General features: G+C 43.6%; 25 protein-coding genes and 1 pseudogene. 16 read left to right on the top strand and 10 right to left on the bottom strand.

The window, feature by feature from the left end:
* Window positions 1–67: 67 nt before the first annotated feature.
* The 4 genes from AC2SLM_RS04955 to AC2SLM_RS04940 form a co-directional block, all read right to left on the bottom strand.
* Entirely contained in the window at window positions 68–271 is a 204-nt protein-coding gene (locus AC2SLM_RS04955) for a hypothetical protein (protein WP_486552401.1), read from the bottom strand.
* Between the two features lie 130 nt (window positions 272–401).
* Entirely contained in the window at window positions 402–2,522 is a 2,121-nt protein-coding gene (gene glyS, locus AC2SLM_RS04950) for a glycine--tRNA ligase subunit beta (RefSeq protein ID WP_486552399.1), read from the bottom strand.
* Window positions 2,523–2,598: 76 nt separating this feature from the next.
* Window positions 2,599–3,582, bottom strand: a complete 984-nt coding sequence (gene glyQ / locus AC2SLM_RS04945) for a glycine--tRNA ligase subunit alpha (protein ID WP_486540177.1) — start codon at window positions 3,580–3,582, stop codon at window positions 2,599–2,601.
* A gap of 310 nt (window positions 3,583–3,892) precedes the next feature.
* Window positions 3,893–4,105, bottom strand: a complete 213-nt coding sequence (locus AC2SLM_RS04940; RefSeq protein ID WP_486540175.1) for a PspC domain-containing protein — start codon at window positions 4,103–4,105, stop codon at window positions 3,893–3,895.
* A gap of 466 nt (window positions 4,106–4,571) precedes the next feature.
* On the opposite strand from AC2SLM_RS04940, the gene nadR reads away from it, so the two are divergent.
* Window positions 4,572–5,612, top strand: a complete 1,041-nt coding sequence (gene nadR / locus AC2SLM_RS04935; protein ID WP_486552397.1) for a multifunctional transcriptional regulator/nicotinamide-nucleotide adenylyltransferase/ribosylnicotinamide kinase NadR — start codon at window positions 4,572–4,574, stop codon at window positions 5,610–5,612.
* 80 nt (window positions 5,613–5,692) lie between these two features.
* Window positions 5,693–6,439, top strand: a complete 747-nt coding sequence (gene pnuC / locus AC2SLM_RS04930) for a nicotinamide riboside transporter PnuC (protein ID WP_486540171.1) — start codon at window positions 5,693–5,695, stop codon at window positions 6,437–6,439.
* Window positions 6,440–6,540: 101 nt separating this feature from the next.
* Here pnuC and htpX read toward each other — a convergent pair.
* A pseudogene (gene htpX, locus AC2SLM_RS04925) lies at window positions 6,541–7,435 on the bottom strand (protease HtpX).
* 342 nt (window positions 7,436–7,777) lie between these two features.
* Between htpX and AC2SLM_RS04920 the strand changes: the two are divergent.
* The 3 genes from AC2SLM_RS04920 (at window position 7,778) to AC2SLM_RS04910 (ending at window position 10,690) form a co-directional block, all read left to right on the top strand.
* A complete protein-coding gene (locus AC2SLM_RS04920; protein WP_486540167.1) occupies window positions 7,778–8,227 on the top strand; it encodes an Mpo1 family 2-hydroxy fatty acid dioxygenase in 450 nt (149 codons plus the stop codon).
* 249 nt (window positions 8,228–8,476) lie between these two features.
* Complete coding sequence (locus tag AC2SLM_RS04915) at window positions 8,477–9,061, top strand: YceI family protein (protein ID WP_486540165.1); 585 nt, start codon at window positions 8,477–8,479, stop codon at window positions 9,059–9,061.
* Between the two features lie 393 nt (window positions 9,062–9,454).
* Window positions 9,455–10,690, top strand: a complete 1,236-nt coding sequence (locus AC2SLM_RS04910; protein WP_486552395.1) for a low temperature requirement protein A — start codon at window positions 9,455–9,457, stop codon at window positions 10,688–10,690.
* 29 nt (window positions 10,691–10,719) lie between these two features.
* On the opposite strand, the gene AC2SLM_RS04905 is transcribed toward AC2SLM_RS04910, so the two are convergent.
* The 4 genes from AC2SLM_RS04905 to tyrS form a co-directional block, all read right to left on the bottom strand.
* Window positions 10,720–10,968: a DUF1653 domain-containing protein gene (locus AC2SLM_RS04905; protein ID WP_486552393.1), complete on the bottom strand. Its 249-nt coding sequence runs from the start codon at window positions 10,966–10,968 to the stop codon at window positions 10,720–10,722.
* A complete protein-coding gene (locus tag AC2SLM_RS04900) occupies window positions 10,955–11,539 on the bottom strand; it encodes a GNAT family N-acetyltransferase (RefSeq protein ID WP_486552391.1) in 585 nt (194 codons plus the stop codon). Before AC2SLM_RS04900 ends, AC2SLM_RS04905 begins: the two co-directional genes overlap by 14 nt.
* Before the next feature lie 157 nt (window positions 11,540–11,696).
* Window positions 11,697–12,374: a hypothetical protein gene (locus tag AC2SLM_RS04895; protein WP_486552389.1), complete on the bottom strand. Its 678-nt coding sequence runs from the start codon at window positions 12,372–12,374 to the stop codon at window positions 11,697–11,699.
* Between the two features lie 83 nt (window positions 12,375–12,457).
* Complete coding sequence (gene tyrS / locus AC2SLM_RS04890) at window positions 12,458–13,702, bottom strand: tyrosine--tRNA ligase (RefSeq protein WP_486552388.1); 1,245 nt, start codon at window positions 13,700–13,702, stop codon at window positions 12,458–12,460.
* A gap of 448 nt (window positions 13,703–14,150) precedes the next feature.
* Between tyrS and AC2SLM_RS04885 the strand changes: the two genes are divergently transcribed.
* The 8 genes from AC2SLM_RS04885 (at window position 14,151) to AC2SLM_RS04850 (ending at window position 21,920) form a co-directional block, all read left to right on the top strand.
* A complete protein-coding gene (locus AC2SLM_RS04885) occupies window positions 14,151–14,660 on the top strand; it encodes an acetyl-CoA carboxylase biotin carboxyl carrier protein (RefSeq protein ID WP_486552386.1) in 510 nt (169 codons plus the stop codon).
* A 104-nt stretch (window positions 14,661–14,764) separates the two neighbouring features.
* Window positions 14,765–16,111: an acetyl-CoA carboxylase biotin carboxylase subunit gene (gene accC / locus AC2SLM_RS04880; RefSeq protein ID WP_486552384.1), complete on the top strand. Its 1,347-nt coding sequence runs from the start codon at window positions 14,765–14,767 to the stop codon at window positions 16,109–16,111.
* Window positions 16,112–16,122: 11 nt separating this feature from the next.
* Complete coding sequence (gene pxpB, locus AC2SLM_RS04875; protein ID WP_486552382.1) at window positions 16,123–16,845, top strand: 5-oxoprolinase subunit PxpB; 723 nt, start codon at window positions 16,123–16,125, stop codon at window positions 16,843–16,845.
* Window positions 16,846–16,899: 54 nt separating this feature from the next.
* Entirely contained in the window at window positions 16,900–17,847 is a 948-nt protein-coding gene (locus AC2SLM_RS04870) for a 5-oxoprolinase subunit C family protein (protein ID WP_486552380.1), read from the top strand.
* Entirely contained in the window at window positions 17,837–18,607 is a 771-nt protein-coding gene (gene pxpA / locus AC2SLM_RS04865; protein ID WP_486552378.1) for a 5-oxoprolinase subunit PxpA, read from the top strand. Before AC2SLM_RS04870 ends, pxpA begins: the two co-directional genes overlap by 11 nt.
* Window positions 18,608–18,735: 128 nt before the next feature.
* Complete coding sequence (locus tag AC2SLM_RS04860) at window positions 18,736–19,920, top strand: NRAMP family divalent metal transporter (RefSeq protein ID WP_486540143.1); 1,185 nt, start codon at window positions 18,736–18,738, stop codon at window positions 19,918–19,920.
* A 60-nt stretch (window positions 19,921–19,980) separates the two neighbouring features.
* Window positions 19,981–20,415, top strand: coding sequence for an acetyl-CoA carboxylase biotin carboxyl carrier protein (locus AC2SLM_RS04855; RefSeq protein WP_486540141.1), 435 nt, complete (start codon window positions 19,981–19,983; stop codon window positions 20,413–20,415).
* 167 nt (window positions 20,416–20,582) lie between these two features.
* Complete coding sequence (locus tag AC2SLM_RS04850) at window positions 20,583–21,920, top strand: anhydro-N-acetylmuramic acid kinase (protein WP_486552376.1); 1,338 nt, start codon at window positions 20,583–20,585, stop codon at window positions 21,918–21,920.
* Between the two features lie 13 nt (window positions 21,921–21,933).
* Here the strand turns inward: AC2SLM_RS04850 and trxC are convergent, their stop codons facing one another.
* Complete coding sequence (trxC, locus tag AC2SLM_RS04845) at window positions 21,934–22,368, bottom strand: thioredoxin TrxC (protein WP_486540137.1); 435 nt, start codon at window positions 22,366–22,368, stop codon at window positions 21,934–21,936.
* Between the two features lie 279 nt (window positions 22,369–22,647).
* On the opposite strand from trxC, the gene AC2SLM_RS04840 reads away from it, so the two are divergent.
* From AC2SLM_RS04840 to AC2SLM_RS04830, 3 genes are all read left to right on the top strand, one after another.
* Window positions 22,648–24,405 carry a SulP family inorganic anion transporter gene (locus tag AC2SLM_RS04840; RefSeq protein ID WP_486552374.1) on the top strand — a complete coding sequence of 586 codons (1,758 nt, stop codon included), beginning with the start codon at window positions 22,648–22,650 and terminating at the stop codon, window positions 24,403–24,405.
* A gap of 95 nt (window positions 24,406–24,500) precedes the next feature.
* Window positions 24,501–24,827, top strand: coding sequence for a protein tyrosine phosphatase family protein (locus AC2SLM_RS04835; RefSeq protein WP_486552372.1), 327 nt, complete (start codon window positions 24,501–24,503; stop codon window positions 24,825–24,827).
* Window positions 24,828–24,935: 108 nt separating this feature from the next.
* Window positions 24,936–25,268 (top strand): protein tyrosine phosphatase family protein, encoded by a 333-nt coding sequence (locus tag AC2SLM_RS04830; RefSeq protein WP_486552371.1) that lies wholly within the window; start codon window positions 24,936–24,938, stop codon window positions 25,266–25,268.
* Window positions 25,269–25,281 lie beyond the last annotated feature (13 nt).

The raw sequence follows: 25,281 nt of genomic DNA, 5'->3' as shown, positions 1-25,281 counted from the left end.
CTGTCCAATTAGACAAGCTATAGCGATTAAGCTAGGCCAGTAGCTAAAAGTAGCTAAAGATTGAGCTTTAGCCCCTCATAATTGTCGTAACGCTTATGGAACCAATCGGACTCTCTAATTGCTGCAACACTTCAGTTTTTGGTAATGCTAACTGAAGTGAAACAGTACTCGCTGTGGCTCCCCTATTCTTTAAGTTAAAGAACAGCAACAGCCCACCCATAATAGCAGCGATGCCTAAAATAATCAGCGCCCAACCCAGTTTTCTTCGCATACTCTATCCTGCCGTTATTAAACGATGTGTTATCAACACCTGCTCACTATTTAAAGACTGTCGCAGATAATTTGTCTAGTGAATCCCAAAAACTGGTCTAGTAAATTCCTAAAACTGGTCTAGTAAATTCTTAAATCTGTAATTCACCCACATCGGCAACGGTCAAGAACAATTCACGCACTTGCTTAAGCAAGGTCAAACGATTGGCTTTAAGCGCTTCATCGTCACTGTTCACCATTACATTATCGAAGAAACCCGTTAGCGGCGCTTCTAATGTGGCCAGTGACTGTAGGATTTGCGTATAATTCGCTTCGGCTTGCAAAGGCGTTACTTCGGTCTTGGCCTTACTGAATGCTTGATACAAGGTCTTTTCGGCTTCTTCCGTTAGCAGTGATTCATTAACTGTATCGCTGACTTCGCCTTCAGACTTGGCTAGGATGTTGGCCACACGCTTGTTGATTTCAGCCAGTGTCGCTGCTTGTGGTAAGCTGCGGAACTCATTAACGGCACGGATGCGCTGATCAAAATCAAGCGGCATATGCGGGTTAATTGCCGCTACTGCTTGGATAGTATCAACGCTTACGCCCTGCTCTGTATACATTGCACGGTAACGCGAGTTAATAAAGTCGACCACTTGCGTTAAGGTCTCGCCCGCTTTTGGCAATTTGCCTTGGTAATTTAAGATGGCTTGTTCAACGAGACGAACCAAATTAATAGGCAACTGCTTCTCAATTAAAATACGCAGCACACCAATGGCTGAGCGACGTAAGCTAAACGGATCTTTTGAACCGGTAGGCGCTTGGTCAATACCAAAGATGCCTACTAGCGTGTCTAAACGATCTGCCAATGCTAAGCAAATACCAACCGCTGTTTGTGGTAATTTATCACCACTAAACTTCGGTAAATACTGCTCTTCAATAGCGGCAGCAATCGCTTCAGGCTCACCATTGAGACGTGCATAGTATGTACCGGCAATACCTTGCAGTTCTGGGAACTCACCAACCAAGGTACTGGTCAAATCTGCTTTCGATAGCATTGCCGCACGCGTGGTTTGCTCGACATCGATGTCTGAGTAGCCTTCAATATTTTGCTCTTTAATCGTTGCTGCAATAAAGGCTGCCAATTTAGCGATACGCTCAGACTTCTCCCAAATGGTGCCTAATTTGTCTTGGAAAACACGATTTTTTAGGCTCTCTGCCATTTCAATAAGTGGCTGCTTTTGATCTTGCAAGAAGAAAAACTCGGCATCTGCCAAACGCGGACGTACTACTTTTTCATTACCACTAATCACTTGGCTTGGGTCTTTCGATTCAATATTACTGATAAAGATAAAATACGGTCTTAACTTACCCTCACTGTCCGTCAGACAAAAATACTTTTGATCCGCTTGCATAGTGCTAATAAGCGCCTCTTGCGGCACTTGTAAAAAGCGCTCTTCAAAGCTGGCACGTAGCGCAACAGGCAAGTCGACTAATGCCGTCACTTCATCGAGCAAATCTTGCGGGACAATAGCCGTGGAATCGACTTCATCCGCTAGGGTTTGTACTTGATCTACGATTAGCTGCTGACGGCGATCAAAATCTGCGATGACTTTTACTTTCTCAAGTACACGCTCATACTCTTTGGCATGGGGAATGAGTGCATCGCCAGCATGAAATCTATGACCTAAGGTTATATTACCGGTCTCAATGCCTTTATTCGTCTTCACACCGGTTGTTAACCCTTGAATCGTTGCTGGGATAACCTTGTCATCCTTCATAAAGACCAACCATTTGACAGGGCGCACAAACTCTTCACGACTGGCACCCGAGCGCATACGCTTAGCAATTGGCAAGTTATCTAATGCCGTTTGGAAAATGGCAGGTAACAGCTCAGTTGTTGCTTGACCTTGAATCTTTAATTCATAGCCAATGTAATCGCCTTTGTCTGTTTCGATAGTCGTCAATTCACTGACATCAATACCTAAGCCTTTAGCAAAGCCTTCGGCCGCACGTGTTGGATTACCATCGGCATCATAAGCCGCTTTTACCGCTGGCCCACGCTTTTGTTCGGTACGGTCTGGCTGCTTATCGCTGATGCCTTCGATTTGAATCGCTAGGCGACGCGGTGCTGCAAACGCTTTTAGACTATCATAGCTGATATCGGCTTCTTTTAGCTGGCTTTCAACACTGGCCTGCAGTGAATCACGTAGTGGCTTTAAGCTCTTTGGTGGTAGCTCTTCACTACCTAATTCAAATAAAATTGTACTCATGAGGGTCTCTGCTTATTTAAGAGGGGTCTGTTTTTAATCGCAGCTGCTCTTAATGCAAGACGCTGCGACATCGACGTTATTTATTCTTGTTTTTGTCTTTTTTCTTGCCTTTGCTGTCATCGGTATCGGCATCATCTTTATCTTGTGGCAGATACTTCTTCAATGCAACCTCACGGTGCTCCTCAGCAGCAAGTGGGAAGCCAAGTTTCGCACGTGCTTGTACGTAACCTTGGGCAACTTTACGAGCTAATGTACGCACTCTTAAGATAAAGCGCTGACGTTCAGTCACCGAAATCGCACCGCGCGCATCTAATAAGTTAAAGGTATGCGACGCTTTTAGCACCATCTCATAGGCAGGTAGCGGTAAGCCGGCTTCAACCAATTTATCTGCCTGCTGCTCGTAAAAATCAAACAGCTCAAACATCTTAGGCACATCAGCGTGCTCAAAGTTATAGGTCGACTGCTCCACTTCATTTTGATGGAACACATCGCCGTAAGTGACTTTACCAAATTGACCATCTGTCCAAACCAGATCATAAACGCTGTCTACGCCTTGGATATACATCGCCAAACGCTCAAGACCATAGGTGATTTCACCGGTCACTGGAAAACACTCTAGACCACCAACCTGCTGGAAGTAGGTAAACTGAGTCACCTCCATACCGTTTAACCAAACTTCCCAACCCAGACCCCAAGCGCCTAGTGTTGGCGACTCCCAGTTGTCTTCGACAAAGCGTACATCGTGAATCAAGGTATCGATACCAATCGCCTCTAGAGAACCCAAATACAGCTCTTGGATATTCGGCGGATTTGGCTTCATCACAACTTGGAATTGATAATAATGCTGCAAACGGTTTGGGTTATCACCATAACGGCCATCGGTTGGACGGCGTGATGGCTGCACGTAAGCGGCATTCCAAATCTCAGGCCCTAATGAGCGCAAGAAAGTCGCTGTGTGAAAGGTACCTGCCCCTACCTCCATATCGTAAGGCTGTAATACTACACACCCTTTTTCTGCCCAATAGGTTTGCAAAGTTAAAATGAGTTCTTGAAAAGTCATAATGTCGCCATGTATTGGTTAATTGTTTGGTTAGGACGGCAACCGCTTAGAATAGGCGTTTATTGTCCGTTTTTTGAGGTGATAAATTTTATACCCTCACCTTACTAAAAAATCGTTATTTTATCTATATTGAGAGCCCATTTGGGACAAATTTAGACAAAAAAATACCTAGATGGTTATCCATCTAGGCAGGAGGAAAGCGATATGGGTCTGTCATTATTGTTATCTGCTACTTTTGCATACTGACCATCAGCTTATAATCAGTCAGCCTTTTGATTTTTCAAATATGCTGTTATTTTCGCAAATGCAGTTATCTGTACGATTCTGCGGTCGCATTTGGCATAATTAACCAAAGAATTAGATAAATCAGAATGCCGGGCACGGCCGCGCTGGCTGAAGAAATCACCACAAACAAGATACGGGTCAAATTAGGCGACCAACCAAAATATTCGGCAACGCCGCCCATCACACCAGCAATCATACGATGATTACGTGAACGATGTAATTTACTCAGTCTTTCCATAGTGGTTCTCCCTTGCAAAAAATGAGGGGTCAAGACATGATACTCAAATACGCTTTAAATCAAACAACATTTAAGGCTATCATGGCCGATAAGCCCAATTATCGAGTATGTATGAAGGAGGGGTTAAGTGTTATTATTCGTTACATGCTGAATTTATCAAATAATAAGTACTATATAAGAGCTATAAAGCATCTAACCACTCAATACCTTAACAGCTTACCTATTAATAGTTATTATATCGATTATTTTTAAAAATGCTGTTTGCACTTTACAAGGACTTTGTAACATTGTAACGGTCAAGTCTTACTTAATATTAGCCAGTCTCGATATTTTTTACACAATATAACTTTTTGTTTTATGTAGGCTTATTGCCGCTTATCTAACTATAACGCATATAGGGCCTGTACGACTATATAAGGCTTTGCTAGCGTAACTATTTTTTGAGTATTAACAAGTGAGATTGTCGATGCAAAAATCAGGATTAATGATTGGTCATTTTGAGCCGTTACATCTGGGCCATATTCGCAGTATCTTGCAGGCATCAGGTATGGTTGAGGTATTACATATTGTCATTACCCGTCACCCGAACCCTAATCCCGCTTTCCCAGTTACTCTTCAAGATAAAGCACGCTGGTTACAAATGGCGTGTAGCGATTTGCCCTTTATTAAAATCCATATTCTAGATGACTTCTCGTTCCCGGTGCATGACAATATTGAAGACATTACTATCAATATTGATGCGTATAACGCCAAAATTGACTATATCAAAGATAAATTCCAGATTGATGAAGATAATGTGTTGCTGGTCACCGAAGGTCATCCGTTGTCAAAAGAGGCAGTGACCTCGACGCTAAATACTAAGGTCGTTACCACCCCGCTACACCCAGAATTTGACAGTGTTGTCATTCATTATAGCCCTATCGCTAATTGGGATATTATTCATCCTGAAGCGCGCGGTGACTATACGCGTACGGTTGCCATCGTTGGTGGTGAGAGCTCTGGTAAAACAACGTTGGTTCACAAAATTGCCAACTATTATGGAGCTGATATTGCTTTGGAGATGGGACGTTTATATGTGGGAACCGACTTAGGCGGTACTGAAGTTGGTCTGCAATATAGTGATTATGCGCCCATTGCTTTAGACCATGCCCATGCAGTACGCGAAGCTGTTTATCAAGCCAAATCTCCAGTAACGATTATAGATACTGACTTTGTCACCACTCAAGCGTTTTGTGAAGAATATGAAGGTCGAACCCATCCGTTTGTGACTGCTTGTATCGATGAGTTTCGCTTTGATCATACCTTATTTTTGAAAAATAACACGCCGTGGGTAGATGACGGTATGCGCTCCTTAGGCACAGACAATGCCCGCGACCGTTTTGAGGCCCGACTAACGGATATTTTTAATCGTCATAATATCAAAACATACCCTATTACTAGCCCAGATTACTTCGAACGTTATCAAGATGCGATTGCTTATATTGATAGACACATCTTTAATCAATAAAATAGTCTCCTTTTAGAAAGCGCGACCTGTATTTAATTCACTTAATCTAACAGATTCAATCAAACTCCTTAAGGACACACATGAGAATCAAGTTACTAGATAATATTACCGGCAAATGGGCAAAGCAGTGGTTTGTCATTTGGTTTGTATTCGGCGTTACCGCACTGGGCACAGGATTTTGGAAAACCACCGATCACTTACCGCTAGATTGGTTTTACTTATGTGTGTCCTTGGTTGGCCTAGTATGTGTGGTTTCGCTCTCTTTCCGAAAAGCCATTATGGGCAATGGACTGGGTATGGTTGCTACCGCTGGCGAAAGTGTGGTTCAAGCCACATCCGGTGCAGTCGGCCTAATGATGGCACCGATGTTCAACTTTTTCACCCATGCTTATGGTCTGTTTTATTGGTCAAAGAACACCGATACTGAAGGCAATATGGTGCCCAAGTCTGCTACCAAAGCGGTGTGGATTATCACTTTTATTTTTATTGCCATCGGCCTGATGCTATTCCCTACGGTCAATAATATCTTAGCGGCGCAAGGCTACACGACGTTATTTGATGAGGATAATCGTAAATTGTTTGGTGTGATTAACTTCTATTGGTTAAACGTTTTTGCGTTTGTGCTGGGTATTACCGCACAGGTCACCATGATTTTGCGTTATTCATTTAACTGGTGGATTTGGATTTTAAGCAACTTTGTGTGGCTAACCATTAACCTAATGACTGGCAACTATATCTTTGCGATTCAGACCATGGTTTACCAAATCAATGCTTGTATCGGCTTGTATGAATGGCACCGTCATGAACGCGATACCATAGTCAATTAAGTGTATTCTTAGACAATAAACACAGACTTAGATAAGAAAATACCGCGATAGCTGCTATCGCGGTATTTTCTTATTAAGCTTAAGTCTCGAACTTAAAAAACCTAGGATTGCAACTTTTTCAACGCTTCAATACGGTCATCCAAAGTAGGGTGTGAGCGAAAGACGTTTGCAATACTAAACCCTTCTGGCTTACCCGTTGAAATCGCAAATATTCTCTGGCATCTGATCCGGACGAGCTTCTGCAGGACGTAGCGCATTTAAGGCTCCAATCATCTTATTACGGCCAGCTAACTTAGCACCCATCGCATCGGCACGGAATTCACGCTGACGTGAGAACCACATCACAATCGCTGACGCCAAGAAGCCAAGCAAGATATCCATCACAATACTGGTCACAAAATAACCGATACCCGGACCATCCTCATTTTTGAACACCACACGGTCCACAAAGCTACCAATTAAACGCGCGAAGAACATCACAAAGGCGTTAACCACCCCTTGAATCAGCGCCAATGTCACCATATCGCCGTTAGCAACGTGACCGATTTCATGTGCCAGTACCGCTTCGACTTCATCCGGCGTCATAGTATGTAATAAGCCTGAAGACACCGCAACCAAGGCTTTGTTTTTGTTCCAACCAGTGGCGAACGCATTTGGCTGCGCATTATCGAAAATACCCACTTCTGGCATATCAATATTGACCGCTTTAGCCTGCTTGACAACGGTATCCACCAACCACTGCTCAGTGCGATTGCTTGGCTGCTCAATGACCACAGTGCCGGTTGAACGTTTTGCCATCCATTTAGATAAAAACAGAGAAATAATAGAGCCGACCATGCCATAAACGGCACACATAACGGCAAGACTTGCCATGTTTATCCCGCCTGCACCATGCACAGAACCGAGTCCAAAAACACGAGATAAAATCCCAAATACGATACCAAACACAACCAGTACTGCTAAGTTGGTCAATAAAAACAGGCCAATACGCATCATAGGTTAAACTTCCTTTTCAAATACTTAGGTGGCACACCGCTATTATCAATCAATAGTAGCAAAAACCACACACATGGCAGACTAAGATGGGGACATTATGCCAAATTATCAACATGAATCGCCAACTATCGCTACCTCTTAGAGAGCCAGATGGTTTCTCCGGCTATGCGGTAAGTCAGTAACATCACAAACTGTGCTACAGTCCTCATATTTACAACCCTCCTTTATACTGCAATAATAGGCGCTATCAATTGTATTAATCGAACCTGTAATGGTCATTGTCATCATGAACAATGACCGTTATATTAAACAAGTTCATTCATTACTAATAAGGATATTGGAATGTCATCTTCTAAACGCTCTTCAAAACGTACGCTCGATCAATGGCTTGCAGAATATGCAGTTAGCCATCAAAACCCGATTAACAAAAAAATACACTGGCTATGTGTGCCAACTATTTTTGTCAGTATCTTAGGCATGGGTATGTCTGTGGCGGCTTGGTTCACCATCGTTTTAGCCATGTTGGTTGCCGTATTTTATCTACGTCTATCTACCCCACTATTTATCTCAATGGGTATTTTTATGCTGATTAGCATGGCTGCTATTAGTGTGTTACCACTTGGCTTTAAAGCGTGGGCAGCGGTATTCGTGGTGGCATGGATTGGTCAGTTCGTCGGTCATAAGCTAGAAGGTAAAAAACCCTCTTTCCTTGAAGATTTGCAGTTCTTACTTATTGGTCCAGCTTGGGTTGCCAATACGCTTATGGGTCGCAAAATTAAGCCGAGTCATTAATTAGCACTACTCTCAACGGCTTTTTATAACCAAATTATAACCAAACTTTCTGGTTTTACGGGTTTATGTTACCCAAAATTGCTTAAATCTTTGTTAAACTAGTTGTCGCTATATATAAGTAGCGCTTATAGGTGGCTATTGCCGATTAATTAATATGCAATAACCCGTGCGCATTATATGTGATTATTTTTTTATCATTTGATGTCTTTCAAACTTGACCATTTAAGGTCAGTAATAGGAGAACCGACTGTGAATCTATTTAAGAAAACCCTGACTATTGCTACATTAGCTGCTCTAGGTACGTTAAGTGTTTCTGCCAACGCAGCCACTTACGAGATTGATCCGCATCATGCTAATGCCCGCTTTTTTGTGAATCACTTTGGTACCTCTACTAACGCTGGTGGCTTCTACGGCTTATCAGGTATCGTTGAATATGACCCTGCAGCCCAAAAAGGTTTCGTTGGCGTAACAATTCCTATTAGTAGCTTAGAGACAGGTATCAAACCTTTTAATAAGCATCTAAAATCTGCTGACTTCTTTAACGTTGAGAAGTATCCAACCGCTTATTTTAAATCGACAGATTGGCAATTTGACGGTAATAAAGTAACAGCAGTTAAAGGTGAGTTGACGCTACTTGATCAAACCCATCCTGTTACCTTAAAAGCCACAAGTTTCAACTGTTATGATAGCCCATTATTAAAAACCCAAGTATGTGGTGGCGATTTTGAAACCACGATTGACAGAACTCAGTGGGGCATCAACACTTACACTGACGGCGGCATGATGAAAGACGTTAAGCTGAAAATCCAAATCGAAGCAGGTCTAAAAAAATAAGACCCGCTTAGAGACGGATACAATAAGCCGGTCTCAATCTGCCATTTATATGACAAATGAGACAGCTTATAAAAAAAAGCGCTACTAAATTTAGTGGCGCTTTTTTAGTACGCTTTTGAGTAACAATGGATTTTAACTTCAAGTATGTCCTAGCCTGATTATACTCAGCCTGTTACTTACTATCTTGGCTATAACGTCGTCAGCAAATGATTTAAAATGGTTAGCCAACCAATCGCCCCTTTATTCTAAAAGCCCAATATAGTCCGAGAGGTCTGAAATGGTTATAAGGTAAGCGAGCGCAAGTACTATAAGTGTAGCCTAGCGAGGTTAACACCGTAAGCGTTTAGTGGTTCGCTGACTATAGCAATCATCATCACTGGAGTTTGCCTATCAATGTCACTACTTCACATCCCGCCCATTCGTGAAAGAGACACCTCAGAGCCTAATCGTGTGTCAACCACACTCGAGCTGCTGTTTGACTTGGTTTATGTAATTGCGGTATCGGCAGCTGCTGGTGGCTTCTATGAGCGATTAAGAGAGCTTGATCTCTCAGGCTTTATCACCTTTACTGTGGCATTTTTTATCTTATGGAATGCATGGACCAGTTTTACATGGTTTGCCTCAGGATATGATCCAGATGATGTGCCGTATCGTATTTCGGTAATGATGCAGATGTTTGGCTCGCTACTTATCGCAGCCAATATCAATCAATTCTTTGATCAAGGCTTGATGTGGATTGGGGTGACCGGCTATGCCATTATGCGCCTAGCGGCTTGTACTCAGTGGTGGCGGGTATATCGTGATATTCCGGAACATAGACAGGTGGCACTGCGTAGTATTTTGGGCTTATTTACCTTGCAAAGCATGTGGATTATTTGGCTATTTTTACCCCAGTATTTGCAAACGCCGTCGCTGTTTCTGTTTATATTTTTAGAGCTGTTCATGCCTATATGGGCACGCTCAGAGAAGTTTAATAACTGGCATCCCGGCCATATCGCTGAACGCTATGGATTATTAACCATTATCGTATTGGGTGAAGGGGTGGTCGGTATCAGCGGTATCATCCACTCCTACGTGGTGGACTCTGCTCATAATGCTGCTTCAATTATTATCTCAGCATCAGGATTGGTCGCCTTATTATTCTCGATGTGGTGGTTATACTTTAGTATCCCATTCGCCCATATGCTAAGCGTACATCGCCACCGCCGAGACTTACTTGTTTTTGGTTATGGACACTTCTTTATATTCATCTCTATCGCAGGGCTCAGTAGCGCACTTAAGCTGGTGATGGATACCCATGCCACGCTAAGTAATAATGCAGTGGCCGCCACTACCCCAGTCACCGAAACTTATGTCATGGCCACTATTTTGCCGCAGTTGGCTGTGTTTTTGCTAACCCTGACTTTACTGCGCAAATTTATGTGCAAACACTCCACATTTAACCTGCGCACTTTCTCGCTAGCACTGATCCTTATCGTCATCAGCTATTTGGCAGTGACCTTAAACCTGCCCATCAACTATGGTATTTGGCTCAGTATCTTAGCACCCGTCGTGATGATTATTCTATTCAATAAAGATAACAATCAGTGGTATGAGGATCATCCTAATTTTGAACAACCCAATAATTAGATTGACGAATAAGCGCTCATTAAAACAGCCTAGTCGGCCAAAGCTTTAATGAGCTCAAAGCGTGGCATCTGTTTGCCATCACGCTCGATAGTCTCGGTGAACATCTCAAGCGGGCGTATCCATACGCCGTACTCACCATAGAGACAGCGGTAGACGACAAGCGGCTCTTCGGTTTCAGAATGATGCGCGGTATGCAGCACCTGATATAAGTTACCTTTGTAATGACGGTAAATACCTTGGGGAACCTGTGGCGCCGTGTCTGTTTTATGTTTGGTCATAACGTTTCAGCTTATTTTCTAGTTTCGTTTTTGCTTGTGGCCACTCATTAATCGTCATGCTGTACATCACGGTATCGGTAATCGTGCCATCACGGCGCACTCTAATACCTCTAACAACGCCATCTTTTTTAGCGCCCAATCGTTCAATAGCCTGTTGCGACTGTATATTTTCAATATCGGTTCGCCACCCCACAGTAAGATAAGCGAGGTCATCAAATGCATGACTTAATAACATCAGCTTACAGCTTGTATTGACATGGCTACGCCAATAGGACTTTGCATACCATGTGTAGCCAATTTCAAGTCGTTTCGCATTTGGTAAAATATCATGATAGCTGGTGGTGCCGATTGCTTTACCCGTCTGCTCATCAATAACGGCAAACGCAACTCTATCCGCCATTGATTCAGCAAGTTTTATGTAATCAATGACCCCATCAGGTGTTGGTACAGAAGTTGTCACTTTCTCCCAAAGCTTTCCATCTTGGCAGGCTTTGGCTAAATCAGTTGCATGACTTTGAGTGAGTGGTTCAAGGGTTATGCCATTGTAAGATAGCGTTGTCGACTTTAGCATGGTAGTTCCTAATCAAAAACGTTATAAGCTTTAACTTTAATATAACCGCTGTAAATCCTATTTACCAGAGCTTATTATCAGCCTATTATTCCGAATCAGCCAGATAAAATAAAGTCTTAAAATTGTGTCTTAGATAATGTCATCAAAATTTCAAGCATCAATCTTCAACAATCGCTTTTTTCATTTGCTTTTGAGAGGCGGGTTCTACTTCAAGAAAACTTTCTGGAAACTCAACGTTACCATTTCGCTCGATGTCTTGCCTCTGAAATAAAGCCAAGTCTTCTTTCATATTTGGTGTGTAATTCGAAGCGATAAAACCAATATCCGCTAAACTTAATTTGTAATTTAGACTGTTACTTACTGGAAAATGATACTCACCCTTTTTCTCTAACTTTTTGAGGTGGAACTGTTCTTCGGTAATTTTCTTACAAGTATAGGTATTAATCACATAATTCATAAACTCATGGTCATTAACATCTCTAAAGTGATAAATATATTGGTAACCTGCTAAAGTTGATGCATCAGCACACATTAGATTAGCTGATTGCACCTTTAAAATATTTAGTGCAACCAGCGTCTCTGTCTTATTAAAGGGCTCTGTATCGTATTTATAAAAGTAACTGACAGTCAGGTCATCTTGATCAATACCATCCCATACCGTCCCGTTAATCCTGATAGGCAATTGTTGTCGACTCTCTTTTACGATATTTTTGACGTCTTTTCTTACTTTGAGAGCAGAGTCCCCCTCTTCACAACTTTCAATTTCGGTCGCTATAAAGTAGATAGACAAAATAAACGTGACTACTCTCATTAATATGTCTAACTGCTTTTTCATTGTTGCCTCAAATGACTCATACAAAAAAGGGTTGATCCTTCATTATGAAAGATCAACCCTATAATAGACTAAAATCTAAACTATTAAACCACCGTCACTTTAGCAAACGCTTTTTTGCCTGCTTGGATAACCACTGTCTGACCTGAGGTTAAGCTAAAGCCCGCGTTCACTTCTTCACCGTCCACTTTGACCGTGTTGCGTTTTAGCATGTCTTTGGCAGCAGCGTTGTTTTTGGCAAGATCGGCTTGGTTTAAGATTTGCGTAATGAATAAGGCATCTTGACCTTCTGGCAACTCAAGTGTCACCTCTGGTAAATCTACTGGCAACTCACCATCCGCCAACACATTACCCGCTGATTTATGCGCATTGGCAGCCGCTTCTGCATCATGGAAGCGCTCGATCAGCTCTTCAGCCAAAATACGTTTAATCTCTTGCGGATTACGGCCATTTTCCATCTCTGCCATTAATGCATTCACTTCATCCATTGGCTTGAAGCTTAAGAATTCATAATAGCGCTGGATGAGCGTGTCTGGCATCGATAGGATTTTTTGATACATGGTGCCTGGCGCGTCATAGATTGCCACATAGTTGCCTAAAGATTTAGACATTTTATTAACACCGTCTAAACCTTCTAGGATAGGCACAGTGATACACACTTGCGACTCTTGACCATAGCGAGACTGCAATGTACGACCCATTAATAGATTAAAAGTTTGGTCAGTTCCGCCAAGCTCCACATCTGCCTCTAATGCGACTGAATCATAGCCCTGCACTAGCGGATACAAAAACTCATGAATAGAGATGGGCGTTTGCGCTGCATAGCGTTTTGAGAAATCATCACGCTCAAGCATACGTGATACGGTCTGCTGACTGGCCAGCGCAATCATATCGCCGGCGCTCATGTCGTTAAACCACTGTGAGTTAAACACCACTTTGGTTTTGTCTTTGTCCAAGATTTTAAATACTTGTTCAGCGTAGGTTTTGGCATTGGCCAATACCTGCTCGTCGGTTAGCGGCGGACGGGTGGCGTTTTTACCCGTTGGATCGCCAATTTTGGCGGTGTAATCACCAATCAAGAAATAAATCTCATGCCCTAGGTCTTGAAAGTGTTTTAGTTTATTAATCAGTACCGTGTGGCCTAAATGCAAATCTGGTGCAGTAGGATCAAAGCCGGCTTTGATTTTTAGCGGGCGGCCTAATTTCAACTTAGCAATTAAGTCTTCTTCAGAATAAATCTCATGAGTGCCACGTTTGATAATAGCAAGCTGCTCATCTATGCTTAGGTTGCTTAATTGACTGGATGATTGTTCTGCTGTCGCTTGACTCATAATTGCCTCAGTAGTTGTGTCATTTAATAATATAAATGTAATCGTGGCGCCTATCTTAGGACGTATTATTGTGAATCTCTAGATTTTAAATAAGAATACAACAAAAAGCTATGTTAGCCGCTATTTTGTTACCTATTTGCGCTAATGTCACCCCTTAAATAGATTTAATGGCCGTTACATAAAAACATCTGGTTTTTCAGATAACTCATAAAGATAGTTACAATCATCATAAGATGGCTTAATTTGCCTATGATATTTTGTGCACGATTTGTATATAACAATTAGTTTTTCACTTTTTTTACGTTATGATTATTTATCACGCCAGTGTCATGCGCCCAATCCACCGCACTGTGTCATTAAGGCAATCTGCATACAACAATAATAGCTGTCTTAATCATGGGTGATTAATCCCCTATCCCAATACTCTGAATATAAATAAGTGACTCTCATGAATATTAATTTTGATGATGTAGAAAAAATTATTGCTCTAGCCGAGCGCTCTGATATCGAATCGCTTGAAGTCGTTGATGGCCAGCAGCGTATTCATGTGGTGGCACACCAATCAGCCGCGCCATCTACTTCAACTGATGCTAAAGCTATATCAGCAGCGTCTTCATCTAATAATGTTGCTACCAGTAGCGTTAACAATACTGCAGATGAGAATACAAACCAAAACTCAGCTGTATCAGAACAACTAGCCAACAGCAGCGCTGTTGAAAGTGATGCGATTGTGGCGCCAATGATGGGTACTTTTTACTTACGCTCTGAGCCAAGTGCGGATGTCTTCGTTAATGAGGGCGATAGTGTCAGCGCTGGCGATACGCTTTGTGTGATTGAGGCGATGAAAATCATGCATGAAGTTAAAGCAGAAGCCGACTGCGTGATTGACCGTATCTTGATTAGTGAAGGTGATGTGGTCGATTTTGGACAAAAATTATTCGAGACTCATACTGCCTAAATTAATAAAACCTATACATCATTCGTTTATTCTCCGTTTATGATGCGTTTATTCATCGGCGCTTGTGAATGACCATTTGTTAATGATAATGCTAGGAAGCAACCATGTTTAAAAAGATTCTTATTGCCAACCGTGGCGAAATTGCCCTACGTATTGTGCGGGCCTGCAAAAAAATGGGCATTACCTCTGTTGTGGTCTACTCTGAAATGGACAAAGACTCTATGGCAGTTCGCCTTGCTGATGAAAGCGTGTGCATCGGTCCTACTCCTGCCAATAAAAGCTATTTAAATCAAGACGCTATTTTATCAGCGGCATTAATGACACATGCAGAGGCAATTCACCCAGGTTACGGCTTCTTAGCAGAAAATGCACGCTTTGCTGAGCGTATTGAACAAGCTGGCCTGATATTTATTGGGCCAACTGCCAAAAACATTCGCCAAATGGGCGATAAAGTTGAGGCAAAAAAACAGATGATTGAGGCGGGTGTGCCCTGTGTGCCAGGCTCTGAAGGCGCACTACCTCATGACAATGATGCGGTAATCAAAATGGCAGCAGAAGTTGGCTATCCAGTGATTATTAAAGCAGCCAGTGGCGGCGGTGGCCGTGGTATGCGCGTAGTGCATAAAGAAAGCGAGCTGATTAACGCCATTTCTGTGACCCGCAGTGAAGCCGAAGCCAACTTCGGTGATTCGGTGGTGTATATGGAGCGCTATTTAGAAAAGCCGCGTCATGTTGAGGTGCAAGTATTGGCCGATAAATACGGTCATGCCATTCACTTAGGTGAGCGTGATTGCTCAATGCAGCGCCGTCATCAAAAGGTGATTGAAGAAGCGCCTGCACCAGGTATTACTGAGGAGCAGCGTCAACAAATTGGCGCCGCCTGTGTCAAAGCCTGCCAGACTATGAATTATGTGGGTGCGGGTACGTTTGAGTTCTTATTTGAAAATGGCGAGTTCTTCTTTATTGAGATGAACACCCGCATTCAGGTAGAGCACACAATTACCGAGCTTGTGACCGGTATTGATATTATCCAAGCGCAAATTTTGGTCTCAGCTGGTCAGCCACTGCCTTATAAACAAGAAGACATTACCCTATCAGGGCATGCATTTGAATGTCGTATTAATGCCGAAAACCCTTATACCTTCTTGCCAACACCGGGTCGTATCAGCTACTGCCACCTGCCTGCTGGATTTGGGGTGCGTGTCGACAGTCACATTGAGACTGGCTATACCGTACCGCCATCGTATGATAGCTTGGTCGCCAAAATCTGTGTGCACGGGCTGACTCGTAAAGATGCCATCAAAAGAATGCAGGCCGCATTGAGTGAAACTCAAATCGAAGGCATTAATACCAATATCGCCTTGCATCAGCGCCTGTTTAGGGATGAAGGCTTTAATGAAGGTCAAGTGAGTATTCACTATTTAGAACAATGGATTGAGAAGAATATTTAAGGATGCCAAGCATGCAAACGTCACAGACTCAGCCCGATACCAAATTGGAGGTTCAGACCACAGCCGATAGCAATAGCGCAGGCACGCAGTGGCAATGGTGTAGTGAAACCAGCCTTGCACTGTATATGCAGCCACCGATTACGCTAGAGAAGCAGCAAACTTGCTGGGCATTGGCCGAGCGTATCGAACAACTTGACACAGTGGTTGAGGTCATTATTGGCATGAATACGCTCAGCGTGTTTACCAAGCCGGTTAGCTTTAATGAGCTAAACGCATTGCAAAAACAGTTGGCCGACATTAGTCAGCATACCGAAGCCAAAAGTATTCAAGGCAAACATATCGAAATACCCGTGCATTACGGCGGTAAATATGGCCCAGACTTAGCACCTATGGCTCAGTCTTTGGGTCTATCCATTGATGAGGTAGTCAAGCTACATACCGACGCGACTTATACCGTTTATTTTATTGGTTTTCAGCCAGGCTTCCCATATCTGGGCGGATTATCAGAAAAGCTGTACTTCCCAAGACGAGAGACGCCGCGCACTAAAGTTCCAGCAGGTTCAGTCGGTATCGGCGGTGAGCAAACCGGTGTGTATCCGTTCTCATCCCCTGGAGGCTGGCAACTACTCGGACAGACCGAGATGCCTTTGTTTGATTTAAACCAAACGCCACCAACCGCTTTGAGTGCTGGTGATACGCTTCAGTTTAAAGCCATCGATATTCATGATGCATAAGCTCATAACTAATAAGTACTATAAATGAATAAGAACCAAAAACAGGCAACTACAATGAAAATTTTAGCCTCAAACGCACTGGCAAGCATTCAAGACAGGGGTCGCTTTGGCTTTCGTGGCTTAGGTGTTGGCACCAATGGTGTGATGGACCCGTGGGCGCTGCAAGCAGGCAATGCGCTGATGAAAAATGATTTGGATGAGCCTGCTATCGAATTTGCTCTTGGTAGTATGGAATTTGAATTTAGCCAAGATACCTGTTTTTGTTTAACCGGTGCTATTTACGAAGCTTACCTCGATGATACTCGAATCTATGGCTACTGGCGTATCAATGCCAAAGCTGGTCAAACCTTAAAACTGGTTCGTCCGCTACAGGGCATGTACGCCTATCTATGCGTTCAAGGTGGATTTAATATCGAGCCGGTGCTTGGTTCAGCCAGTACCAATACCAAGGCTGAATTTGGTGGTAAAGATGGTAGATTCTTGCAACAAGGCGACGACATTAGCTTAAAGACCACGCCACACACGCCATTACCGGTTATTGGTGTACCGCGTCTGTTTAGTGATAATGACGACTTTGCACACAATATCATTCGTGTGGTCAAAAACAGTGAATACGACTGCTTTGATGACACCTCAAAAATGAACTTTGTGCAGCAGGACTGGAAAGTGGATACCAGCAGTAACCGTATGGGCTATCGCTGCGTCGGTAACATGCCATTAAAATCGATTGAAGATATCAGTATGAGTTCTCATGGTGTGGCGGTGGGCATGATTCAAGTACCGCCACAAGGCCAGCCGATTGTACTAATGGCCGATGCGCAAACCACTGGCGGTTATCCCAAAATAGCGACCGTTATTGAAGCCGATATTGGGCTAATGGCGCAAACCCGCTTTGGACAGCATTGCCGTTTTGAATTGATATCAATGGAAGACGCTCTGGAGGCTCGTCAACAACGACAGCGCTACATCGAGCGCATTAGGAGATATGCAGATGACAATTAATAATACAAACCAGACCAAAAACGTCAGTGTTGATTTAAATGCGGACGTGGCCGAAGGCTGTAGTCAAGACGAGGCACTAATGTCTATTATCAGCTCAGCCAATGTCAGCTGCGGTCTGCATGCCGGCTCCTATCAGCATATGCTAGAGACCTTACAACTTGCCAAACAATATCAGGTACGAGTCGGCGCGCATCCGGGTCTTGATGACAAAGAAAACTTCGGTCGTACGATGCAAGACTTAAGCGAAGCGCAATATCGGGCACTGATAAGCTATCAATTAGGGGCTACCAAAGCGGTCTGCGACTTAGTAGGTGTTGAGCTGAGCTATGTTAAACCACATGGTGCGCTATATAACCAAGCCGCTAAAGATGAACATTTGGCTAATATTGTGATCAGTGAAGTGAAACGCTTTGATCCCAGTTTGGCAATTATGGGGCTGTCAGGCAGCTATTTAATTAGCGTTGCCAAAGAACAGGGTATGGCATCAATCTCAGAAGTTTTCGCTGATAGAAATTACGAAAGCGATGGTTCCCTTGTCTCACGCACTAAAGACAATGCACTGATTACCGACCCTGTTCAAGCCACACAGCACGCTCTACAGATGATTACCGAAGGCGTGGTTACCAGTGTTGATGGTACTAAAGTTGCCGTCGAGGCTCAAAGTATTTGTCTACATGGCGACAATGCACATGCCGTTAAGTTTGCCGCTGAGATTAAAAGCCAGCTTGAACAACAGGGCATTAAAATAATAGCGAGATAGACCCTTTTATCTCAAGCTCTATTGTATGTCGCTTCAATTTATACCTTATATCGCTCTAATTCGATGACAATTTTAATAAGCACGACTAAACTTTATTATCTTAAACGAAGCCTTTGATAAGGATGCCTATGAACGCCTTAAAGAAGAACAATACTGCCATACTCGGTGCCGCATTCTTAATGGCAACCTCGGCAGTGGGTCCAGGTTTTTTAACCCAAACTGCCACCTTTACCGAAAGCTTAATGGCCAGCTTTGGCTTTGTCATTTTGATTTCGATTATTATGGATATCGGAGTTCAGCTGAATGTCTGGCGTATTATTGCGGTCTCTAAAAAGCGGGCGCAAGAAGTCGCTAACCTTGTCTTTCCTGGGGTAGGTTACTTTTTAACCTTCTTAGTGGTGTTAGGGGGTCTGGCGTTCAATATTGGTAACATCGGTGGCGCTGGTCTTGGTATGCAAGCGGTATTTGACATCTCTCCTATTACTGGTGCTTTAATCAGTGGTGTCATAGCCGTGGCTATCTTCTTAAGCCGTGAAGCGGGGCCTATCATGGATAGGTTCACCCAACTTATGGGTTTTACGCTTCTGGTACTCATAATCTATGTGATGTTTAAATCTAACCCGCCCTTTGCTGAAGCGGCCGCACGTACTATTATGCCAAGCAAAATAGATGCCATGGCGATTGTGACTTTAGTGGGCGGTACTGTCGGTGGTTATATTACTTTCTCAGGGGCACACCGGTTGCTAGAGGCGGGTATTAGCGGAGAGGAAAATCTGCCCTCAGTGACACGCAGCTCTGTATCAGGCATTTTGATTGCGTCCATTGTTCGGGTATTTTTATTCTTAGCTGTGTTAGGCGTGGTATCTAAAGGTATTGCCCTTGACCCGACAAATCCTGCGATGTCTCCGTTTCAGCATATCTTAGGCAATGTGGGCAAGATTATCTTTGGTATTGTTATTTGGGCCGCGTCGGTCACCTCTGTTATTGGCGCCGCTTATACCTCAGTGTCTTTTATGAGTAGCTTTCACCCCTTTATTGAACAGTACAAACGTTACTTTATTATTACCTTTATTCTTATTTCTACCTTTGTGTTTGCTACCATAGGTAAACCTGCGCAGTTATTGGTATTGGCCGGTACATTAAACGGTCTGATTCTACCGATTGCAATGATCATTATCCTAATTGCCGCGTACAGAAAGAATATTGTCGGCAATTATAAACATCCTATTTGGATTGCTGCTTTCGGTTGGATTATTGCGATTATCATGAGTGGTCTAAGCTTTATGACGTTGGCAAATTATATCAGCGGTTAGTATGTTACTTTTAGCACCTCGCATCAGTGAGTTGGCGTTTATCAGTTTTGAGGTCTTAGCATGGATATAGAAATTATTGAAAAGATAGTACAACGTGTCGAGCGCAGTCAGGTGCATCAAGTGACTGTCGCTGACGGTGCACAATCTATTACTGTGGTCAATTATCTGTCAGGTCAATCTGTAGCAAGCTCTCAGGGCAATACAGCCGCTCAAGCAGACAGTTTGCCAAACACAGATGCTCAAAAAAAAGAGGACGCCAAAGCCTCTATCGTGAGCTCAACGTATGTCGGTCATGTCCAGCTTAGCCCAGACGGTGGTCCAGAGCTTTTGGTCAATCTAGGCGACAGCGTCGAGGTGGGTCAGACTATTGCTTATGTTGATGTGCTTAGCAAATTGCTGCCTGTTGAGAGTCAGATGGCGGGTATGGTTGATGAAATACTGGTTGAAACCGGTGATGCTGTTGAATACGGTCAGCCACTGCTTAAACTGCAATAAAGTCTACCCATAGTAGAAAATATAATTTTAAAAAAGGCTGTTAGAGAAATGCTCTAGCAGCCTTTTGTTTTGGCGTCCTTTTGGCTCATGAACTTTGCTTTTAAAGCCGACCCTTTGACAGTCTGTTATAATCAGAATACTTATTCTTATTGTACGGCACTTATCTTATGACCCAATCTATAAGCGACAATACCGCCCCTACCTTTGACGATTTTGAGCAGGCTTTTTCCGAGACCTTATTTGATAGCTTCGATACGGGCTATTATATCGGCATGATGTCAGGCACTAGCCTTGATGGCATGGACGCAGTGATTTGTCAGTTTGATGACACTCAAAATGAAAAAATTATCGCCACTCACAGTGCTCAATTTCCGGTTCAGCTTCGCGAGGTTTTACTGGCTTTATGTGAGCCTAATGGGACGCTTGAATTAGCAAATCCTGCCCGTAACGTTATCTTGGAGCAGCAGCCACGCAGTGAACTTGAGTGGTTTGGTTGGGCCAGCAAAGAATATGCAGAATTTGCCAGTACCGTGGTAAATGAGTTGCTTAAGAAGTCAGGCATCACAGCAGACGCCATCTTAGCCCTTGGTTGTCATGGGCAAACCGTGCGCCATCGTCCAAATCTAGGGTTTACTCTACAGTTAGTCGATCCCAATATTATTGCAGAGCGAACGGGTATTAGCGTGGTAACCGACTTTCGTCGCCGTGATATGGCAGTTGGCGGACAAGGTGCACCGCTTGCGCCTGCTTTTCATTTGGCACAATTCGGCATGACTGATGACATAGGTACTGCCACTGCCCCTGCTCTAAAACACCGTATTGTCGTTAATCTTGGTGGTATCTCTAATATCACAGTACTGCCTGCCCAGCAAACTCATAATGTCACAGGTTATGATACGGGGCCTGCCAATATATTGTTAGATGCATGGTATCAAAAGCATGTGGATCAGCTAAAGACAGATTCGGATAATGCTGAGTTTGAGACACTATATGATAAAGATGGGCAGTGGGCACGTTCGGGTAGGGTGAACCAAGAACTGCTTAATCAGCTATTGGCTCATGACTACTTCACTCAGCCCACCCCAAAGAGTACCGGCCGTGAGGACTTTAATTTAACTTGGCTTACCGCTCAAATCTCTAAGCTTGATATCGAGCAGCAACAGGCACTTAACCCTGCTGACGTTCAAGCCACGCTTACCATGCTGACTGCTCAAACGCTAACCGATGCCATTAAGGCCGAAGCAACTCGCCTTAACATGCAGCAAGGTGAAGTCGTGGTCTGTGGTGGCGGTGCATATAATCCTTATCTACTTGAGCAAATCTCAACTCTGCTACCGCAGTGGACGGTATTGACCAGTCAAGACTTTAGTATTGCGCCGACTTGGATAGAAGCCATGGCGTTTGCATGGCTTGCTCGTCAAACCATTATGGGTGAGACCGGCAACCTGCCTGCGGTTACCGGTGCCAATAAAGCGGTGGTGTTAGGTCAAGTGTGCTTTGCCTAATAGCCTTAAGATATTAAGCTAAAGACTGTACCCACTGTACAATTTGATTCACAGGCAATGCCCCTGATTGACGGGCAATCTCTTTACCGCCTTTAAATGCCACCATAGTCGGCAAACTGCGAATGCCATACGGTGCAGCGGCTTGCTCAAACTGGTCAGTTTGTAGCTTCGCGAATACCACATTCGGTAATTGTGCTGCTGCTTGCTCAAACTGCGGTGCCATCATATGACAGGGTTGACACCAGCTTGCCCAAAAATCAACGATGGTTAAGACATCATTTTTTTGGATGGTTTTATGTGCAGTTTGATCGGTTAACATCACCGGCTTAGCAGTCAATAGCTGATGCTGACATTTACCACATTTTGGTGACTCAGTTAAACGGGCTTGTGGAATACGGTTGGTCGCAGCACAGTTTGGGCATACTAAATGAACAGAATCTGTTGTCATGGTCTTATCCTTTTATTCAATTTATTATTAAATTCGCTACTAAACGCTCATGGTTAAGCAATATTTGTTTATATAAGGGCGGTGTTGCAACTCATCAACTTATTATAGGCGCTAATGCTGCTAAAATACGTATTCGCTCAACAGCGGACTTTTAGCTGATTTGATGGCTGAGTCAGCGGTGTTGTTGCTGATAATAAAAATTCTTTTCTGAAATTGACCGTTCAAGATTTAAAACAGTTATATTCAGAAGGGGTCGACTAAATAGAAGATTTGGTGCTTATGTCACGCTCTTTTTCTCGCCTACTACCGACTTGGATTACCCAATACTCGATGCCACTTTTGCCTGCCGATATCATTGCGGGTGTGGTAGTCGGGGTATTGGTTATTCCGCAAAGCTTGGGTTATGCGGTGCTGGCAGGCTTACCCCCTGAATATGGGCTGTACGCCTCTATCATGCCGGTACTGGTCTATGCGTGGGTCGGCTCAAGCAACGTACAAGCAGTTGGTGCCGTCGCTATCACGGCCATTATGACTGCGAGCGGCCTGCATGGACTCGCCGAACCGGGCAGCGCACAATACAGCTTATTAGCAAGCCTACTGGCACTAATGGTCGGTGTCTTATTGTGGGTAGCAGGACGATTAAAACTCGGCTGGATTATTCAATTTATCAGCCGCGGCGTCTCAGCAGGCTTCGTTAGTGGGGCAGCGATTCTTATCTTTGTTAGCCAAATTAAATACATCACGGGCATTTCTATCAGCGGTAACACACTGCCTAATGCACTTGTGTCCTTGCTAAAACAGGCAAATACTCTGCATCTACCTACCTTTATTCTGGGTGTAATTGCCTTTATTTTATTCATACTCAACCGCTATGCCAGTCGTATATTATGGGAATCTTGGCTACCTAGGTCTGCTGCAAATTGGATGGGTCGTTTATTTCCGTTAATTGTGGTCATTATTGCCATTATTGCCAGTTATGTCGGGCAATGGTCGACGGATGGCATCCGGATTATCGGTAATATTCCAAGTGACTTACCGCAAATCTCCTTGCCGCATATAGACAGTCTATCGCAAGCGGTGTCTATGCTACCCACTGCAGGATTAATGGCATTAATCGCGTTTGTTTCGAGCAGCTCAGTTGCCAGCACCTACGCACGATTACGCGGTGAGAAGTTCAATGCTAATGAGGAGTTAAAAGGACTCGGGCTTGCTAATATTGCCGGCGGATTTAGCCAAAGCTTTCCAGTCGCCGGCGGATTTTCACGAACCGCCATTAATGTTGACTCTGGCGCTAGAACACCGCTTGCCAGCATCATTACCGTAATGGTCATGGTTGCAAGTCTATTAGTGCTCAGCCGAGCCATTGCGCCCCTGCCCTACGCCCTACTTGGCGCCATGATTATGGCGTCCATTATTAGCCTCATTGATATCGACACCCTAAAGCAGGCATGGAAATCAGATCACCTAGATGCAATGAGCTACTTAGCTACCTTATTGGGCGTGCTTATCTTCGGACTAAATACCGGTTTGGTGATTGGTTTAATTGCCTCTTTTGCGGGGCTCATTTGGCAGTCCAGTCAGCCGCATATCGCTGTGGTTGGCAGATTATTAGGTACTGAGCATTTTCGTAACGTGAATCGTCATGACGTGATTACCTATGATAATCTATTAATCATACGTGTCGATGAAAGCCTGTTCTTTGGCAACAGTAATGCGGTACATACGCAGATTCATAATGCCCTTGAAGCGCACCCTAAAGCTGATAATCTAGTGCTGATTATGTCTGCAGTGAATCATATTGATTTGACCGCTCAAGAAATGCTAACCACGCTAAATCGTGAGCTGGTCGATAAAGAAAAACGGCTACATTATTCCGTTATCAAAGGTCCCGTGATGGATATCATCAAACATACGCCTGTGATTAAAGAGCTGTCTGGACGGGTATTTCTAAGCACGGTACAAGCAGTTATCTTACTCACCGATGATGATCCGCGCAACGATATTGTGCCGACCATTCAAAAACAAGAATTTGAATAGCCCCTTGAAGAGACCAGAAAAACGTACAATAACAATGATTAGATCAAGACTATCATTCAAACTTACACCTAACTTTTAACCCAAAGCCCCCCTTTATGAGCGATTCTCTTACTATTTATAAGCAGATTTATCCTGCTCAGTGCGCCAAGCTATCGAAGCTAGGCTACCGCTCGTTGATTAATATTCGTCCTGATAATGAGCAGCCCAATCAGCCGACAAGCCAAGCCATTAATGCTGCGGCACAGCAGGCTGATTTGGCATACGCTTATATCCCTTTTGACGAAGAGCGCCTAAGCTTGCAAACAGTGAGACGCTTTGCCGAGCAATATCACAGTCTGCCCAAGCCGATTATGCTGTTTTGCGGCTCGGGGGTACGTGCAAAATTGCTATACCAAAGTGCATTGATGCAAGGATTGCTATAAGTTATATTGAATCGAGTATCTTGTATTAACATCATTTACATCAACGTTATCTATAGTGTTATTTAGTCGAAAACACTAAAATTTTATGCCCACCAATAAGGAAAATATATGTCACATCAAGTTAGCTTTGCCGGTCAGATTACCCCAGAACAAGTACAAGAAATCGCTGACCAAGGCTTTAAAACCATTATTAATAACCGCCCAGATGGCGAAGCACCTGATCAACCTACTAGCAGCGATATCGAAGCGGCTGCTAAAGAAGCCGGTCTTGCTTATAAAGAGATTTCGTTTGCAGGTAATGAATTAAATATGCAACATGTCGAAGAATTTGCCGACTATTTTAATCAAGCCGAGCAGCCTATTTTAATGTTCTGCCGTACCGGTAACCGCTCAAATGGCTTGTATGAAGCGGCCAAAAAGATGGATAAATTAGACGACTAATTTATTCTGTCCA

It is taken from the genome of Psychrobacter sp. CX16, from assembly GCF_057396245.1.
Note: the sequence above shows the minus strand (reverse complement) of the source record. Positions and strands in the feature narration are given on the sequence as shown.